Genomic DNA, 14,418 nt, shown 5'->3' on the forward strand with positions numbered 1-14,418 from the left:
GGTCGGGCCCGGATCCCGTGGGCGTCAGCCGCTGTGCGCCTCGTCCGCGTCCGCGGCCGCCGATGCCGGGGCCGTCGCCCGCGGCGCGGCGGCGATGAGCGCGACCGCCTCGAGCGCGAGCGTGGCGAGAGGCCCGTGGGGGTAGTAGCCGGTGGCGAGCAGGCCGGCGATGAGCACCGGCAGCGTGCAGCCGAGCAGGATGCGCGCCCATAGCGGCCAGCGCGGGCCGGCGGTGATGGCGGCGAGCACCCCGACGATGCCGATGACGATGAGGAGCGGCCCCTCGCTGCCCCAGAGGGCGTGCGTCGGAGCGTCGACCGGCGTGCTCAGGTAGCTGACGGGCGTGACGAGCGCGCCGGCGAGCACGAGCCAGGCGAGCGCCGTGCCGCCCCAGCCTGCCCGCCGCAGGTCGGGCAGCAGCGCGAGGCCGATTGCGAGGAACGAGAGGCCGCCGAGCGCGCCGTGGACGATGTAGGGCTCGTCGACGACGTCGCGCAGCGACCGCCAGGGCTCGGCGAGGCTCAGCGCCTCGATCCACTTCGCGCCCCAGTCGCCGGCGACGAGCGGCGTGCTGAACAGCGCCCACGCGCCGCCGATGCCGGCGAGCCAGAGCCGTCCCGCGCGCGTGGTACGCCCGGCCGGTCGGGCGCGCGTGCGCGCGCTCTCGAGTGCGGTCACGCGCCCTGCCTAGCAGAGCCGAGCGCTCCGGGAAGCCGCTTGAGCGAGCCCTCAGGCACTCTCGAGCGACGCACCGCCGCACAGCGCTCGGCGCTCGGGCGTTCTAGAGCCGGGCCGCGCACGCCTCGGCGAACGCGCCGAAGCCGCGCTCGACGACGCCCAGCAACGTGTCGTCGGTCGCGAGGTGCCGACGCCAGTCGGCCACCGCATCCGCCCCCCGGAGCTCGGTGAGGGTGGGGGAGGCGACCGAGCCCCACAGGCGCATGACGCGGTCGTCGGCCTCGAGGTGGAACTGCATGCCGACCGCGGAGCCGTACCGGAACGCGTCGTTGTCGACCGTCTCGCTGCGGGCGAGGAGCGTCGCGCCCGGCGGCAGCGACACGACGTCGCTGTTCCAGCGCATCGCGCCGATCCGCCCCACGTGGTCGCCGAGCCACGGATCCGGCGCGACGAGCTCGATGTCGATGATGCCGACCGCGTCGACGGCCCCTTCGCGGTGCTCGCCGCCGAGCGCTCGGCCGATGATCTGGTGCCCGAGGCACAGCCCGAGCACGGGGATCTCGGCGTCGATCGCGCGGAGCGCGAGGTCGGCCGTCGCGTCGAGCGATGGGAACCGGTCGACCTCGGCGGCGCTCATCTGCCCGCCGGTGATCACCACCCCCGCGAGCTCGTCGAGCGGCGGCAGCCGGGTCTCGAAGACCGCCTCGCGCGTGGGGAGGTGGCTGAGCAGCGTCGTGGCGTGGCCGCCCGTCTCGTACTCGATGTGCTTGATGAACAGGACGGAGCGCGGCACCGGAGCCCTTTCTCTCTCGCCGCTAGCCTAGGACGCGCAGCGAGCCCGCCCGCCGCTCGGCGAGGCCACCCGGGCCGCGGAGGGAGCAGCGTGACGGTCTTCGCGATGGCGCCCGACGGCGTGCGGATCGCCATCCACGAGCTCGGCGATCCCGAGGGCCGCCCGGTGCTGATGATCCACGGGTTCTCCTCCAACGCCCGGCGCAACTGGATCGACAGCAGCTGGGGCGGCTCGCTCGCGGAGCGGGGCCTGCGCGGCATCGCGATGGACCTGCGCGGCCATGGCGAGAGCGATCGGCCGTCGACGGGCTACGACGTGCCCCGGTTCCTCGACGACGTCGACGCGGTGCTCGAGCAGCTCGCGCTCGACGAGCCGCCCGGGGCGATCGGCTACTCGATGGGCGCTCGGCTGCTGTGGCGGCATGCGGGCACGAGGCCGCACGCGTTCCGCGCGCTCGTGCTCGGCGGGCTGCCCGCGGGCGACCCGTTCGAGCGCTTCGACCTCGACCTCGCGCGTCGGGCGCTCGAGGGCCGGGCGGCTCCCGGGCCGATGGAGGCGTTCATCGTCGACCTCGCGGGGGTCTTCCCCGAGCACGACCCGGCGACGCTCGTGACGCTCGCCGGCGAGGTGTCGCGCACGCTGTTCGACCCCGCCCAGGCGCCGCCGCCCGTGCCTACGCTCCTCATGACGGGCGATCGCGACGACCGCGCGAGCGACACCCGCGAGCTGGTCGCGCTGCTGCCGGACGGCCGGTTCGAGGAGATCCCCGGCCGGAACCACGTGAACGCGCCCACGTCCGGCGCCTTTCGGCGCACCGCATCCGCCTTCCTCGCCGAGCACCTGGGCTGATGGCCCGGAGGCCGAGCCCGCAGCCGCCCCTCGACGCGGTCGAGGGGCGGCTGCGCGGCCTGCTCGACCGGTACCGGCCCGAGCTCGTCGACGGCACGATCTACGGGATCCCCGCGTGGGTCCTGCCGGGCGCGAGCGGCCACGACTACTTCGCCGCCCTCAAGCGATCGAAGGCGAAGGTCGGCCTCTACCTCATCATCATCGATCGTCATCCCGACGTGTTCGCCGCGGCGTCGCCGCGGGTGCAGGCGAGCCGCAGCGGTCGGGCGACGCTCTCGTTCGCCGAGCTCGACGACGCGCTCCGCGACGAGCTGGGCGCGCTGCTCGACCGGCTGCTCGAGCGCTACCGCGCCGAGCACGGGCGCTGAAGCGGCGGGGCATGCAAGAGGGCCGGTCGGGTTCTCCCGACCGGCCCCAGTCCCTTGCACCAAGTGAGGCTTCTGCCTCCGCTTCCGCCGACCGCCACAGCACTACGATCGACGTGCGTCGAACGTATAACGGATGGGTAACGAACCGGCCCTGATCTCCCTGTGAAACGGCTGTGTCAGAAGCGGTCGGGGCTCGGCCCCGATGCGAGCACCGTGACGTCGGCGTGGCGGTCGAAGCGGTAGCCGGCGCCCCGCACGGTGCGGATGATCTCGGCGTACGCGCCGAGCTTCGCGCGGAGCCGCCGCACGTGCACGTCGATCGTCCGCTCGTTCGGGCGGTCGTCCGCGTCGGCATCCCAGAGCGCGTCGATGATGTCGCAGCGTCCGACCGTCGAGCCCTCGCGCAGCACGATGTGCTGCAGCAGCTCGAACTCGCGGTACGTGAGCGGGGCGACCTCGTCGCCGATCGCCACGCGCTTGCGGGTCAGGTCGATCACGATGCCGGGGTCGGCCTCGGCGGCGGGCTGCTGCACAGCGGGGTCGCCGAGCGCCCGTCGCACGACGTCGACGTCGCGGCCGCCGGCACCGGCCGGGGCGAGGGCGACCGCGGCGTGGGTCTGGGCGCTCGGGGCGATCCGGGCCGTGAGGGCGCGGAGCTCGGTCACGAGGCGGGCGAGCTCGACCTGGTCGGCGGCGGCGGCGTGCTCGCCGAGGCCGACGTAGAGCACGAAGCCGCGGGCCTCGGTGCCCTCCGGGACCGCGCGGACGGCGGCGCGGGGGGCGGGAGGCTGCGCGACGGGATGGGCGACCGGGCGCTTGGGCGCGAGCGCGCTCGTGCCGACGGTGCGCGGCTGCTCGAGGGAGGGACGGCGGGTGGAGCGGGTGGGCAGAGCGGTGATGGTCATGGGAGGCCTTCCGGCGTGCGGTCGGCAGCGCCCGGCGAGGGCGATGAAGGCTGCCGACTCGAGGTGTCGAGGGTGGTGCGCGAACCGCGGCGGGTTCGGCGACCGCTCCGTGGGCTGCTCAGGCCTCGCGAGCGCGACGCGCAGGCGTCAGCGGCTCGTCATGGAGCGGTCGGGCGGTGCGAGCTGGGCTCAAGCACACATTCGACGCATGTCGACCATCGGCATCATCATGCCGTTCGTCCCGTTCGTCGCGAGGACGGACTGGGGGCGGAAGGTGGTCGTCATGCCTGCCAGTATCGCTGATTCGCGCGAGGCAAGTCAAACGACGCAACGATGTGACGGAATGTGACGGGATCGAGCGTAAGGGCGCGCCGTCGACGATCGGCGCTGCCTAGTGGCCGACGGTGCCGTAGAGCCGGTCGCCCGCGTCGCCGAGGCCGGGGACGATGAACCCGCGGTCGTCGAGGCGCTCGTCGAGCGCGCCGAGCACGATCGTGACGTCGTGCCCGTCCATGTCCCGCTCGACGCGCTCGAGGCCCTCGGGGGTGCCGAGCAGGCAGATCGCGGTGACGTCGACGGCGCCGCGGTCGAAGAGGAACTGCATCGCGCCGGAGAGCGAGCCGCCCGTCGCGAGCATCGGGTCGAGCACGAAGCACTGGCGGTCGGAGAGGTCGTCGGGCAGGCGCTCGGCGTAGGTCGTCGGCTCGAGCGTCACCTCGTTGCGCGCCATGCCGAGGAAGCCGACCTCGGCGGTCGGGACGAGCGCCGTCATGCCCTCGAGCATCCCGAGCCCCGCCCGGAGGATCGGCACGACGAGCGGGCGCGGCTCCGCGATCTCGACCCCCGTCGTCTCGGTCACCGGCGTCGTGATGCGCTTCGGCGTGACCCGCACGTTGCGCGTCGCCTCGTAGGCCAGCAGCGTCATGAGCTCGCCCACGAGCGACCGGAACGTCGGCGAGGGGGTGCGCTCGTCCCGCAGCACCGTGAGCTTGTGGGTGATGAGCGGGTGGTCGGCGACGTGGACTCGCATAGGGTCAGGGTAGTGGGCGGCCCCGGTGCGGCGCGCCCCGGCGAGGGGGAGGGGCATGCGGCCGGCGGCACGCGACGAGGCGCTCATGCGGCTCGCGCTCGAGCAGGCGGCCTCGGCCGAGCGCTCCGCCGACGTGCCGGTCGGCGCGGTCGTCGTCGACGCATCCGGCACCGTGATCGGCACCGGTCGCAACGAGCGCGAGCTGCGGCACGACCCCACCGCCCACGCGGAGGTCGTGGCGCTGCGCGAGGCGGCGGCGAGCCTCGGCTCGTGGCGGCTCGACGGATGCGCGCTCGTCGTCACGCTCGAGCCGTGCGTCATGTGCGCGGGGGCGATCCTCGCGAGCCGCGTCGGGCGCGTGGTGTTCGGGGCGTGGGACGAGAAGGCCGGCGCCGCGGGCAGCGTCGTGGACGTGCTGCGTGAGCGGCGGCTGCCGCACCGCGTCGAGGTGGTCGCCGGCGTGCTCGCCGAGGAGGCCGAGGCGCAGCTGCGCGCGTTCTTCGCCGGGCGCCGCTGAGCCGCGCGCGGCGCTGCCGCCGCCTGCCCGCGCGTCGCGCCCCCGTCGCCCGGCTCAGCCCCAGAGCACCGCGATCAGCAGGTTGACGAGGGCGAGGCCGCCGGCGATGTGGAAGAACGTGCGCAGCCGCCGCTCGGGCAGGGCGACGTCGCCCACCGAGACCGCGCCGCCCGCGGTCAGGCGCGCCTTCTCACCCGCGATCGCGCGCTGCCGCAGGAACCCGAGGAGCGCCGCGACGAGCACCACGAGCGCGATGAGTCCCTTGATGCCGAGCTTCATGTGGTTGACGTCGGCGTCCCCGGCCATCGCGAGCCCGTACAGCGCGACGCCCGATGCGAGCTGGATCGACGCGCCCACGAGCATGATCGTGAAGTTGTGGCCCGACTTCGCCCGCATCTGCAGGAAGAAGGTGCCGACGAGCAGCGACGCGCCGATCAGGTGCGCGGCGACGAGGAGCGAGTACAGGAAGTCCATGCAGACAGCCTACATACTTCCGGCCGCGGTGGTCAGTTGCCCGACTGGATGACGATGTGGTCGGTCGACGGCGCGATCTCGGGGCGCTCGATGTAGAGGTCCGGCTCGATGTAGATCACCCGCGCGTGCGCGACCTCATCGCGCAGCGTCGCCTCGAGGTCGTTGATCGTGGTCGCGACGTGCTCGATGTCGCTCTGCGGCGGGAAGGCGACCTTCGCCGCGATCATGAGCTCGTCGGGGCCGAGGTAGAGCGTCTTCATGTGGATGACCGACTCGACGCCGCGCGCGCCGTTGAGCACCGCCGCGATGCGCGCGGTGTCCTCCGCCGTCGCGCCCTCGCCGATGAGCAGCGACTTCATCTCGACGGCGAGCACCGCGGCGACGAGCACGAGCAGCACGCCGATGACGATCGTGCCGATCGCGTCGAAGAGCGGGTTGCCGGTGAGCGCGGTGAGGCCGACCGCGACGAACGCGAAGACGAGGCCGAGGAGCGCCGCGAGGTCCTCGAGCAGGATGACGGGCAGCTCGGGGCTCTTCGCCTTGCGGATGAAGTCCCACCAGCGCGCGTTGCCGCGCACCTGGTTCGCCTCCTTGATCGCGGTGCGGAACGAGAGGCTCTCGAGCACGATCGCGATGCCGAGCACGACGAGCGGCAGCCAGATGATGTCGAGCTCGTGCGGGTGCTGGAGCTTCGAGATGCCCTCGGTGATCGAGAAGAGGCCGCCGACCGAGAACAGCACGAGCGCGACGATGAACGCCCACACGTAGCGCTCCCGGCCGTAGCCGAAGGGATGCTCCTCGGTGGGCTTCTTCTTCGCGAGCCGCCCGCCGAGCAGCAGCAGCAGCTGGTTGCCCGCGTCGGCCACCGAGTGGATCGCCTCGGCCAGCATCGAGGCCGAGCCGGAGAAGAACCAGGCGACGAACTTCGTGACGGCGATGCCCGAGTTCGCGAGGAACGCCGCGACGACCGCCTTCGTACCGTGGGATGCGCTCACGAGCGGGAGTCTACGCGGGGCGCCCGAACGGCAGGCGGCACTAGCCTGGCCGCATGCCCGATCTCCTCCCTCGCATCGCCATGCTCGGCGTCGGCTCCATGGGCGGCGCGATCGTCACGGGGCTCGCGCGCCGGGGCGCCGAGTCGATCGTCGTCACCAACCGCTCCGCCGAGAAGGCCGACCGGCTGCAGCTCGAGGGCGTCGAATCGATCGCCCTCGAGCGGGAGCCGGACGGCAACGCTCGAGCCGTCTCCGGCGCGAAGCTCGTCGTGCTGGGCGTCAAGCCCGCCGGCATCGTCGACCTCGCGCGCGAGATCGGCCCGCACCTCGAGGCGGATGCGGTGGTCGTCTCGATCGCGGCGGGCACGACCGCGGCGTCCATCGAGGCCGCGCTGCCCGCACCCGTCGCCGTCGTGCGGGCGATGCCCAACACCCCGTCGCACGTCGGGCTCGGCGTGACCGGCGTCGCGGGCGGCTCGCGCGCGTCGGCCGCCGACGTCGACCTCGTGCGGGAGCTGTTCGCGTCGGTCGGCGACGTCATCGTCCTCGACGAGTCGCAGATCGACGCGCTCTCGACCATCTCGGGCTCGGGCCCGGCCTACGTGTTCCTGCTCATCGAGGAGCTCACGAGCACGGCAGTGCGGATGGGGTTCAGCCCTGAGCAGGCGGCCACGATGGTGCAGGGCACGTTCCGCGGGGCGAGCGAGCTGCTCGCCGCGGAGGGCGTCGAGCCGGCCGAGCTGCGTCGGCGCGTCACGAGCCCGAAGGGCACGACGGAGCGTGCGATCGCCGTGCTGCAGGAGGCGCGGCTCGGCGAGGTCTTCGACCGCGCGACGGCCGCGGCGCTCGAGCGCGCGAGGGAGCTCGCGGCGGGCTGACGTCAGCGCGGGGCCTGGAGCAGCAGCTGCACGGCGGTCTGGAGATCCCGCGGCTCGAGCCCGACGACGTCGGGCACGAGCGCGATCGTCGGCGAGAACCGCTGCAGCCAGCGCGCGGCGGGTGCGATGCCGGTGCGCCACGCGCGCCCGCCCTCGGGCGTCAGGAGCAGATGCACCTGGGCGCGCCGCCCGCGCGGCGGCACGACGAGCGACGCGGCACGGACGGCGTGCCACGGCACCAGCTCGGCCCCGTAGAGGCGGATGCCGTGCGGGTCGAGCTCGACGGCGCGGCTGCGCCCCGCGAGGCCGCGGATCGTCACGTCGCCGCCCATCACGCCGAAGAACAGCACGCAGGCCGCGCCCACGAGCACCGTGACCGGGGAGTCCCAGCGACTCGAGCCGAACGGCAGGCTGCTGAGGGGCCCGATGACGAGGGCGAGCCCAGCGACCGTGAACGCCGCACCGCCGACGAGGAGCAGCAGCAGGGGAGCGAGGCGGCCGCGGAAGGCGACGCGCTCGCCGCCCGCGACGCGCGTCGCGATCTCGAGGCCGACACCGTAGGGCATCAGACCTGCTCCCCGTCGACGTACTGCCAGATGCGGTCGCGGCGGAAGCGGCTCGCCTCGCGCATCGAGCCGCGGGCGCCGTCGGCGACCCAGTGCGCCTCGAACACGACCGTGCCCTCGGAATCGAACGGCCCGCCTCCCGCGGTCGAGAGGATGTCGAGCCGCAGCCAGCGGATGCCCGGGTCGAGCTCGAGGGACCGCGGACGGGTCGAGGGGTGCCACGACGCGAGCAGCCAGTCGGCGTCGCCGAGCGCGAACGCCGTGAACCGCGAGCGCATCAGCTGCTCGGCGGTCGCCGCCTCGCGGTCGCCCCGGTGGATCGGGCCGCAGCACTCGCCATAGACGAGCCCGGTGCCGCACGGGCAGCGGTCGCCGTCGCCGACGCTCACGCGCTCAGGCCCGCGAACCGCTCGATGTCAGCCTGGTTGCCCGAGACGATGATCAGGTCGTGGTTCGAGACGATCGTCTCGGGGGTCGCGTACGTGAACTCCCCGCCCGGGCTCTTCACGCCCACGACGGTCAGGTGGTACCGGGAGCGGATCTTCGACTCTGCGAGCGTGATGCCCCGGATGTGCTTCGGCGGGTACATCTTCACGATCGCGAACTGGTCGTCGAACTGGATGTAGTCGAGCATGCGGCCCGAGACGAGGTGCGCGACGCGCTCGCCCGCCTCCGCCTCGGGGTAGATGACGTGGTTCGCGCCGATGCGGCTGAGGATCTTGCCGTGCGACTGGCTGATCGCCTTCGCCCAGATCTGCGGCACGCCGAGGTCGACGAGGTTCGCGACGATGAGCACCGACGCCTCGATCGAGGAGCCGACCGCGCACACGGCGATCGAGAAGTCCTGCGCCCCGACCTGCTTGAGGGCGTCGATCGAGCGCGCGTCGGCCTGCACGGTGTGCGTGAGGCGCTCCGACCACTTCTGCACGAGGTTGATGTCGCCGTCGATCGCGAGCACCTCGCGGTCGAGGCGCGCGAGCTGCCCGGCGGTCGCCGCCCCGAAGCGGCCGAGGCCGATCACGAGCACGGGAGCGTCGTGCGGGATCCTGTCAACCAACGATCGGCCTCTCCTCGGGGCGCGTGAACAGCTGCGTCCGCTGGCTCGCGGCGAGCGCCGCGGCGAGCGTCACACTACCGATGCGCCCGACGAACATGGTCAGCGCGAGGATCACCTTCGCGGGATCCTCGAGCCCGGCGTGCGTGAACCCGGTCGAGAGCCCGACCGTCGCGAAGGCGCTGATGACGTCGAACAGCACGAACGACAGCGGCGCTCCTGTGATCTCGAGCAGCACGATCGTGACGCCCGCGACGATCGTCGCGCTCCAGAGCGTGACGCTGACCGCGAGGCGCAGCACGTCGGAGGGGATGCGGCGGCCGAACGCCTCCATCGACTTGCGGCCGCGCGCCTCGGCGACCGCCGCGAGGAACAGGATCGCGAGGGTCGTGACCTTGATGCCGCCCGCGGTCGAGGCCGAGCCGCCGCCGACGAACATGAGCATGTCGGTCACGAGCAGGCTCGAGTTGTGCAGGAGGCCCAGGTCGTCGACCGCGAAGCCGCCCGAGCGGGCCATCGCCGAGAGGAAGAAGGCGTGCAGGATCTGCTGCCCGAAGTCGTCGGTGCCCCACGAGTCGGCGTTGCCCCACTCGAGCACGAGGAAGGCGAGCCCGCCGGCGAGGAAGAGCAGGAGCGAGACGGTGATGGTGAGCTTCACGTGCAGCGACCACTGCCGCGGCGTGCCGAGGTGGCGGAGGATGACGAAGTACACCGGGAAGCCGAGCGAGCCGATGAACACGCCCGCCATGAGCACTCCGAGGAACCACGGGTCGGTCGCGTACGGCTCGAGGCCCTCCGGCGTCGGCACGAACCCGGAGTTCGTGAACGCCATGAACGCCCAGTAGGTCGCCTCGTAGAGCGCCGTGAGGAAGCCCTTGCCCTCGAGCAGGATGCGCGGGAGCAGCAGGAGGATGAGCGCGGCCTCGAACGCGAGCACCGACAGCGCGACGGTGCGCAGCAGCCCGCCGACCTCGCCGAGCCGGATCGCCTGCTCCTCCTTGACGACCCCGCGCCGCACGCGCGAGGGGTTCGAGTCGCTCGCAGCCATGAGCCGCTGCCGCAGCCCGAGGCGCCGGGCGACGGTGAGGCCGAGGATCGACGCGAGGGTGAGCACGCCGATGCCGCCGACCTCGACGCCGATGAGCACGATCGCGTTGCCGAACGGGCTCCAGTGGGTCGCCATGTCGACGACCGTGAGCCCCGTGACGCACACGACGCTCACCGCCTGGAAGAACGCATCCACCGGTGACGTCACGCCGTCGCCGGCGGTCGCCCACGGGGTCGCGAGCAGCAGCGCGAACAGCAGGTTGAGCGATGCGAAGACGATGATGGCGAAGCGCGCCGGGTAGGCGCCGGCGAAGTGGTCGACGCGATCGCGCCACCGACCGAGGAACGTCGTCTCGCTCGACGTCCGGAGCTGCGCCACCTGCTGTGCCCTTCACGGGATGGAGCGCCGCGGGGCGGCGCAGGACGGGGCCAGCGTAGTCCTCGAAGTCGGCCTCGCGGCGACCGCGGGCGCTCGGGCTGCATCAGCGCGTCGCTCGGGCGGGGATGCGTCGCACGGGGTCCCCAGGTTTGTCGCGCCTGCGTCGGCGCTGGCATGCTTTCCGCATGGCCGACATCTTCACCGTGATCGCGGACAGCACGCGACGCGACATCCTGGGCGTGCTGCTCGAGCGTCGCGGCACGACCGGTGACGCGACGGTGAGCCAGATCGTCGAGGCGCTCGGCGTGCCTCAGCCGACGGTGTCGAAGCACCTCCGCACGCTCCGGGACGCCGGCCTCGTGACGGTGCGCGAGGACGGCCAGCACCGCCACTACGCGATCGTGCTCAGCCCGTTCGACCAGATCGACGACTGGCTGATGCCGTTCATCTTCGCCGAGGGCGACCAGGAGGAGGCGTCGCTCGGCGCCGCCGCCTTCGCGGCGTGGGCGGGCGTGAACGTGCAGGCGCCGCTGCGCGCCGCCGCCGACCAGGCCCGGCAGGCCGCCGAGCAGGCGCGCGTCGCGGCGGAGCAGGCGCTCGCCCGCGTCTCCGAGACGGTCGAGCACCCCGCGCCCGTCGGCGCCTCGATCGGGCGTCGCGCCGCCGACCGCGTCTTCGACGTGCAGGAGCGCGTGCAGGAGGCGCGCGACCGCATCCACGAGGTGCAGGAGCGGCTGCAGGAGATGTCGTCGCGCACCGCGCACCGGCTCGACGGCGCCAAGGGAAAGCTGCGCGGCCGCGAGCCGGAGCGGGCGCTGCCCGAGGAGCCCGAGCGCCCCGCACGCGACGAGGACGACGCCCGCCTCGACTGAGCCCGCGCATCCGCCGAACAGCCGCGCGCGCCGTTCGGGTACGATATCGGGAGCGTTTTCCCTGCGCGGGCCTCGAGGTCGCGCAGCGTCAGCGAGCAATCCCGATCGGAAGTGAGGAACCTCTATGGGTTCTGTCGTCAAGAAGCGCCGCAAGCGCATGGCGAAGAAGAAGCACCGCAAGCTGCTTCGCAAGACGCGCCACCAGCGTCGCAACCGCAAGTAGGCGGGTGCAGCAGGGGCCGGAGCCCGCGAGAGCGGGCGTCCGGCCCCTTCGCGCGTCCCGGACCGGATCCGGGTTCCGGCGTGGTGTGATCGGGCCGTGACGATCGAGCTCGGCACCCCCGACGACGAAGGGCTGCGCGACGCCGTGCGCGTGCTCGCCTCGTGGCAGCGATCGGGCGACCCGCTCCAGCTGCATCCGGGCGACGTCGGCTGGTTCCGCCGCCTGGGCGCCCGGGCGGCGACGGATGCCGTGCGCGCGTGGAGCGCGGACGGCCGGCTGGTCGCCGTCGGGCTGCTCGACGGGCGCGACCTGCTGCGCGCGACGACCGCTCCCGAGCTGCGCCGCGACGCCGCGCTCGCCGCGGCGATGGCCGACGACATCGCCCGGCCCGAGCGCGGCATCCTCGGCCCGGGACCCGCGAGCCTCGAGGTGCCGAGCGGCGCGCTGCTCGACGAGCGGATGGCCGACGCCGGCTGGGCGGTCGGCGAGCCGTGGACGCCGCTCGAACGCGATCTCTCGGAGCCGGTCGAGGGCGCGCGCGCATCGCGGCTGCGGATCGTCGAGGTCGACGGCACCGACCCGGGCCTCATCTCGGCGTGGTCAGCCGTGCAGCGCTCGGCGTTCGGCACCGTTGCGGCCGTCGAAGCCCGCTGGTACGCGATGGCGGACGGGCCCGCGTTCCGCGGGGCCCGATGCCTGCTCGGCCTCGACGGCGACGCTCCTGCCGCGGGCGTCATCGCCTGGTCTGCCGGGGAAGGCCGCCCCGGGCTCATCGAGCCCATGGGCGTGCACGCCGAGCATCGCGGGCGCGGCCACGGCACCGCCATCACGCTCGCGGCCGCGGCGGCGCTGCGCGCGCTCGGGGCCTCGAGCGCGCAGGTGTGCACCGAGAGCGCTCGGGAGCCCGCGATCGCCACCTACCGCGCGGCCGGCTTCGTGCCGCAGCCGACGCGGTTCGACCGAGTGCGCGCGGCCTAGGCTTGGCTGCATGGTCGAGATCACGCTCATCACGAAGCCCGGCTGCCACCTGTGCGACGACGCCCGCCCGGTCGTCGAGCGCGTCGTGGCGCGCTTCGAGGGCGCGACGCTCGTCGAGCGCTCGATCCTCGACGAGCCCCGCCTCGCCGAGCTCTACAGCGACGACATCCCGGTCGTGCTGATCGACGGCCGCCAGCACAGCGCGTGGCGCGTCGACGAGGCGAAGCTCGCCGAGCGCATCCAGGCCCGCCTGGGCGCCTGACCCGTCGATGCGCGCGCTGCGCGCTGCTCGATGAGCGGGATGGTGGCAGCCGCTACGGCGTGAGGCGCGTCGGGCCCCGGAACAGGTAGGTCGTCTCGCGGATCGAGCCGAGCCCGAGCATGAGCATCACGACCCGCGCGAGGCCCATGCCGAAGCCGCCGTGCGGCGGCACGCCGTAGCGGAAGAAGTCGAGGTACTCCTCGAGCTCCGCCGGGTTCATGCCCTTCTCGACGATCTGCGCCTCGAGCACGTCGACGCGGTGCTCGCGCTGCGCGCCCGTCGAGATCTCGACGCCGTTGTAGATGAGGTCGTACGAGTTCGTGACCTCCGGGCGGCCCTCGGGGCGCAGGTGGTAGAACGGCCGCACGCTCGAGGGGTACTCGGTCACGAACACGAAGTCGTGGCCCGCCGTCTCCTTGACGTGCGCCGAGATCTGCCGCTCCGCCTCGGGGTCGAGGTCGCCGTCGGCGCGCTCGATCGTGTGGCCTCGGGCCTCGACGATCTGCTTCACCTCGGCGTGGGGGATGCGCGGGAACGGCAGGGCGGGGATCTCGAGCCGGATGCCGAAGCGCTGCTCGATCTCGTCGCCGTGGCGCTCGATCACCGCGGTGAGCGCCTTCGTCAGCAGCGTCTCGTGCAGCTGCATGACGTCCTCGTGCGAGTCGATCCACGAGATCTCGGAGTCGATCGATGTGAACTCCGTCGCGTGGCGGCTCGTGAACGACGGGTCGGCGCGGAACGCCGGGCCGATCTCGAAGATCTTGCCGAAGCCGGCCGACTGCGCCATCTGCTTGAACAGCTGCGGCGACTGCGCGAGGTAGGCGGTCGTCTCGAAGTACGGCACCTCGAACAGCTCGGCGCGCGACTCCGACGCGGTCGCCATGAGCTTCGGCGTGTGCAGCTCGATGAAGCCCTCGTCGATCCAGTGCTGGCGCATCGCGTGCTCGATCGTCGTCTGCACGCGGAAGATGAGCTGCGCCTCGGGGCGGCGCAGGTCGAGGAACCGCCAGTCGAGGCGCTTGTCGATCGACGAGTCGTCGGCGATCGGCGAGTCCTTCGCGACCGTCTCGACCACGAGCGAGCCGACCTTGACCTCGAGCCCGCCGAGCTTCACGCGCTCGTCGGCCTTCAGGTCGCCCGTCACGGTGATGAACGAGCCGTGCATGAGCGCCGAGATGGTCGCGGCGGTCTCGGCGGTGTCGTCGTTCACCGGGTTGACGAGCTGCGCGGCGCCGGACTCGTCGCGCAGGATCACGAACTGCACGCGCTTCTGGTCGCGCACCGTCTCGACCCAGCCCTGCACCTTCACCGGCCCGTCGGGCAGCGACGCGAGGTCTGCGATGAGCGTGCGGGGGAGCGGGGTCGGCTGAGTCACGCGCTCGATCCTATTGCGCGGTGGAGCTCTGGGGCGGGGACCCTTTCGGGTCGCCGCCGCGACCCCAGCGCCGGGACCTGTCCCGGGTCCCGGTCAGCGCCGCGGCGCCCAGCGGGCGATCGCGAACCACGCGGCGGCGAGCGCGACGGCGGACGCGCCCAGCGCGACCCAGCCC

At 73.0% G+C, this 14,418-nt stretch carries 19 protein-coding genes; 8 read left to right on the plus strand and 11 right to left on the minus strand.

Annotation, left to right across the window (positions count from 1 at the left end; all coding sequences use genetic code 11):
- Positions 1-24: 24 nt before the first annotated feature.
- Positions 25-678: a hypothetical protein gene (locus NWP09_RS07365; protein WP_258274877.1), complete on the minus strand. Its 654-nt coding sequence runs from the start codon at positions 676-678 to the stop codon at positions 25-27.
- Positions 679-781: 103 nt separating this feature from the next.
- Positions 782-1,471 (minus strand): type 1 glutamine amidotransferase, encoded by a 690-nt coding sequence (locus NWP09_RS07370; RefSeq protein ID WP_258274878.1) that lies wholly within the window; start codon positions 1,469-1,471, stop codon positions 782-784.
- 90 nt (positions 1,472-1,561) lie between these two features.
- On the opposite strand from NWP09_RS07370, the gene NWP09_RS07375 reads away from it, so the two are divergent.
- Positions 1,562-2,320, plus strand: a complete 759-nt coding sequence (locus tag NWP09_RS07375) for an alpha/beta fold hydrolase (protein ID WP_258274879.1) — start codon at positions 1,562-1,564, stop codon at positions 2,318-2,320.
- The gene (locus NWP09_RS07380) at positions 2,320-2,688 is read left to right on the plus strand and encodes a hypothetical protein (RefSeq protein ID WP_258274880.1); all 369 of its coding nucleotides are present in this window, start codon (positions 2,320-2,322) and stop codon (positions 2,686-2,688) included. The genes NWP09_RS07375 and NWP09_RS07380 overlap by 1 nt, the downstream gene beginning before the upstream one ends.
- 176 nt (positions 2,689-2,864) lie before the next feature.
- Here NWP09_RS07380 and NWP09_RS07385 read toward each other — a convergent pair whose 3' ends face one another.
- Complete coding sequence (locus NWP09_RS07385) at positions 2,865-3,593, minus strand: winged helix-turn-helix domain-containing protein (protein WP_258274881.1); 729 nt, start codon at positions 3,591-3,593, stop codon at positions 2,865-2,867.
- 391 nt (positions 3,594-3,984) lie between these two features.
- On the minus strand, positions 3,985-4,623 hold the full coding sequence (upp, locus tag NWP09_RS07390; RefSeq protein ID WP_258274882.1) for a uracil phosphoribosyltransferase: 639 nt from the start codon (positions 4,621-4,623) through the stop codon (positions 3,985-3,987).
- A 55-nt stretch (positions 4,624-4,678) separates the two neighbouring features.
- Between upp and tadA the strand changes: the two genes are divergently transcribed.
- Positions 4,679-5,140: a tRNA adenosine(34) deaminase TadA gene (tadA, locus tag NWP09_RS07395; RefSeq protein ID WP_258274883.1), complete on the plus strand. Its 462-nt coding sequence runs from the start codon at positions 4,679-4,681 to the stop codon at positions 5,138-5,140.
- Positions 5,141-5,194: 54 nt separating this feature from the next.
- Here tadA and NWP09_RS07400 read toward each other — a convergent pair whose 3' ends face one another.
- Positions 5,195-5,614 (minus strand): hypothetical protein, encoded by a 420-nt coding sequence (locus tag NWP09_RS07400; protein WP_258274884.1) that lies wholly within the window; start codon positions 5,612-5,614, stop codon positions 5,195-5,197.
- Positions 5,615-5,646: 32 nt separating this feature from the next.
- Positions 5,647-6,609, minus strand: a complete 963-nt coding sequence (locus tag NWP09_RS07405) for a cation diffusion facilitator family transporter (protein ID WP_258274885.1) — start codon at positions 6,607-6,609, stop codon at positions 5,647-5,649.
- Between the two features lie 53 nt (positions 6,610-6,662).
- On the opposite strand from NWP09_RS07405, the gene proC reads away from it, so the two are divergent.
- Complete coding sequence (gene proC / locus NWP09_RS07410) at positions 6,663-7,487, plus strand: pyrroline-5-carboxylate reductase (RefSeq protein WP_258274886.1); 825 nt, start codon at positions 6,663-6,665, stop codon at positions 7,485-7,487.
- Positions 7,488-7,489: 2 nt separating this feature from the next.
- On the opposite strand, the gene NWP09_RS07415 is transcribed toward proC, so the two are convergent.
- Genes NWP09_RS07415 through NWP09_RS07430 form a run of 4 tightly spaced genes read right to left on the minus strand, consistent with a single transcriptional unit; the run spans position 7,490 to position 10,533 of the window.
- Positions 7,490-8,053: a hypothetical protein gene (locus NWP09_RS07415; protein WP_258274887.1), complete on the minus strand. Its 564-nt coding sequence runs from the start codon at positions 8,051-8,053 to the stop codon at positions 7,490-7,492.
- On the minus strand, positions 8,053-8,442 hold the full coding sequence (locus NWP09_RS07420; RefSeq protein WP_258274888.1) for a YchJ family protein: 390 nt from the start codon (positions 8,440-8,442) through the stop codon (positions 8,053-8,055). The genes NWP09_RS07415 and NWP09_RS07420 overlap by 1 nt, the downstream gene beginning before the upstream one ends.
- Positions 8,439-9,110 carry a TrkA family potassium uptake protein gene (locus NWP09_RS07425; protein ID WP_258274889.1) on the minus strand — a complete coding sequence of 224 codons (672 nt, stop codon included), beginning with the start codon at positions 9,108-9,110 and terminating at the stop codon, positions 8,439-8,441. The genes NWP09_RS07420 and NWP09_RS07425 overlap by 4 nt, the downstream gene beginning before the upstream one ends.
- Positions 9,103-10,533, minus strand: coding sequence for a TrkH family potassium uptake protein (locus tag NWP09_RS07430; RefSeq protein ID WP_258274890.1), 1,431 nt, complete (start codon positions 10,531-10,533; stop codon positions 9,103-9,105). The genes NWP09_RS07425 and NWP09_RS07430 overlap by 8 nt, the downstream gene beginning before the upstream one ends.
- Before the next feature lie 185 nt (positions 10,534-10,718).
- Here NWP09_RS07430 and NWP09_RS13505 point away from each other — a divergent pair, with 185 nt between their 5' ends.
- The 4 genes from NWP09_RS13505 to NWP09_RS07450 all read left to right on the plus strand — a co-directional run bounded on the left by NWP09_RS13505 (position 10,719) and on the right by NWP09_RS07450 (position 12,868).
- A complete protein-coding gene (locus tag NWP09_RS13505; RefSeq protein WP_309137105.1) occupies positions 10,719-11,405 on the plus strand; it encodes a metalloregulator ArsR/SmtB family transcription factor in 687 nt (228 codons plus the stop codon).
- A gap of 124 nt (positions 11,406-11,529) precedes the next feature.
- A complete protein-coding gene (locus NWP09_RS07440) occupies positions 11,530-11,628 on the plus strand; it encodes an AURKAIP1/COX24 domain-containing protein (RefSeq protein WP_021011861.1) in 99 nt (32 codons plus the stop codon).
- 96 nt (positions 11,629-11,724) lie between these two features.
- A complete protein-coding gene (locus NWP09_RS07445) occupies positions 11,725-12,606 on the plus strand; it encodes a GNAT family N-acetyltransferase (protein ID WP_258274891.1) in 882 nt (293 codons plus the stop codon).
- 10 nt (positions 12,607-12,616) lie between these two features.
- A complete protein-coding gene (locus NWP09_RS07450; protein ID WP_258274892.1) occupies positions 12,617-12,868 on the plus strand; it encodes a glutaredoxin family protein in 252 nt (83 codons plus the stop codon).
- 52 nt (positions 12,869-12,920) lie between these two features.
- On the opposite strand, the gene aspS is transcribed toward NWP09_RS07450, so the two are convergent.
- Positions 12,921-14,243 carry an aspartate--tRNA(Asn) ligase gene (aspS, locus tag NWP09_RS07455; RefSeq protein WP_258274893.1) on the minus strand — a complete coding sequence of 441 codons (1,323 nt, stop codon included), beginning with the start codon at positions 14,241-14,243 and terminating at the stop codon, positions 12,921-12,923.
- Positions 14,244-14,418 lie beyond the last annotated feature (175 nt).

This window comes from Agrococcus sp. HG114, from assembly GCF_024723325.1.
In the GTDB taxonomy this organism is placed as follows: domain Bacteria; phylum Actinomycetota; class Actinomycetes; order Actinomycetales; family Microbacteriaceae; genus Agrococcus.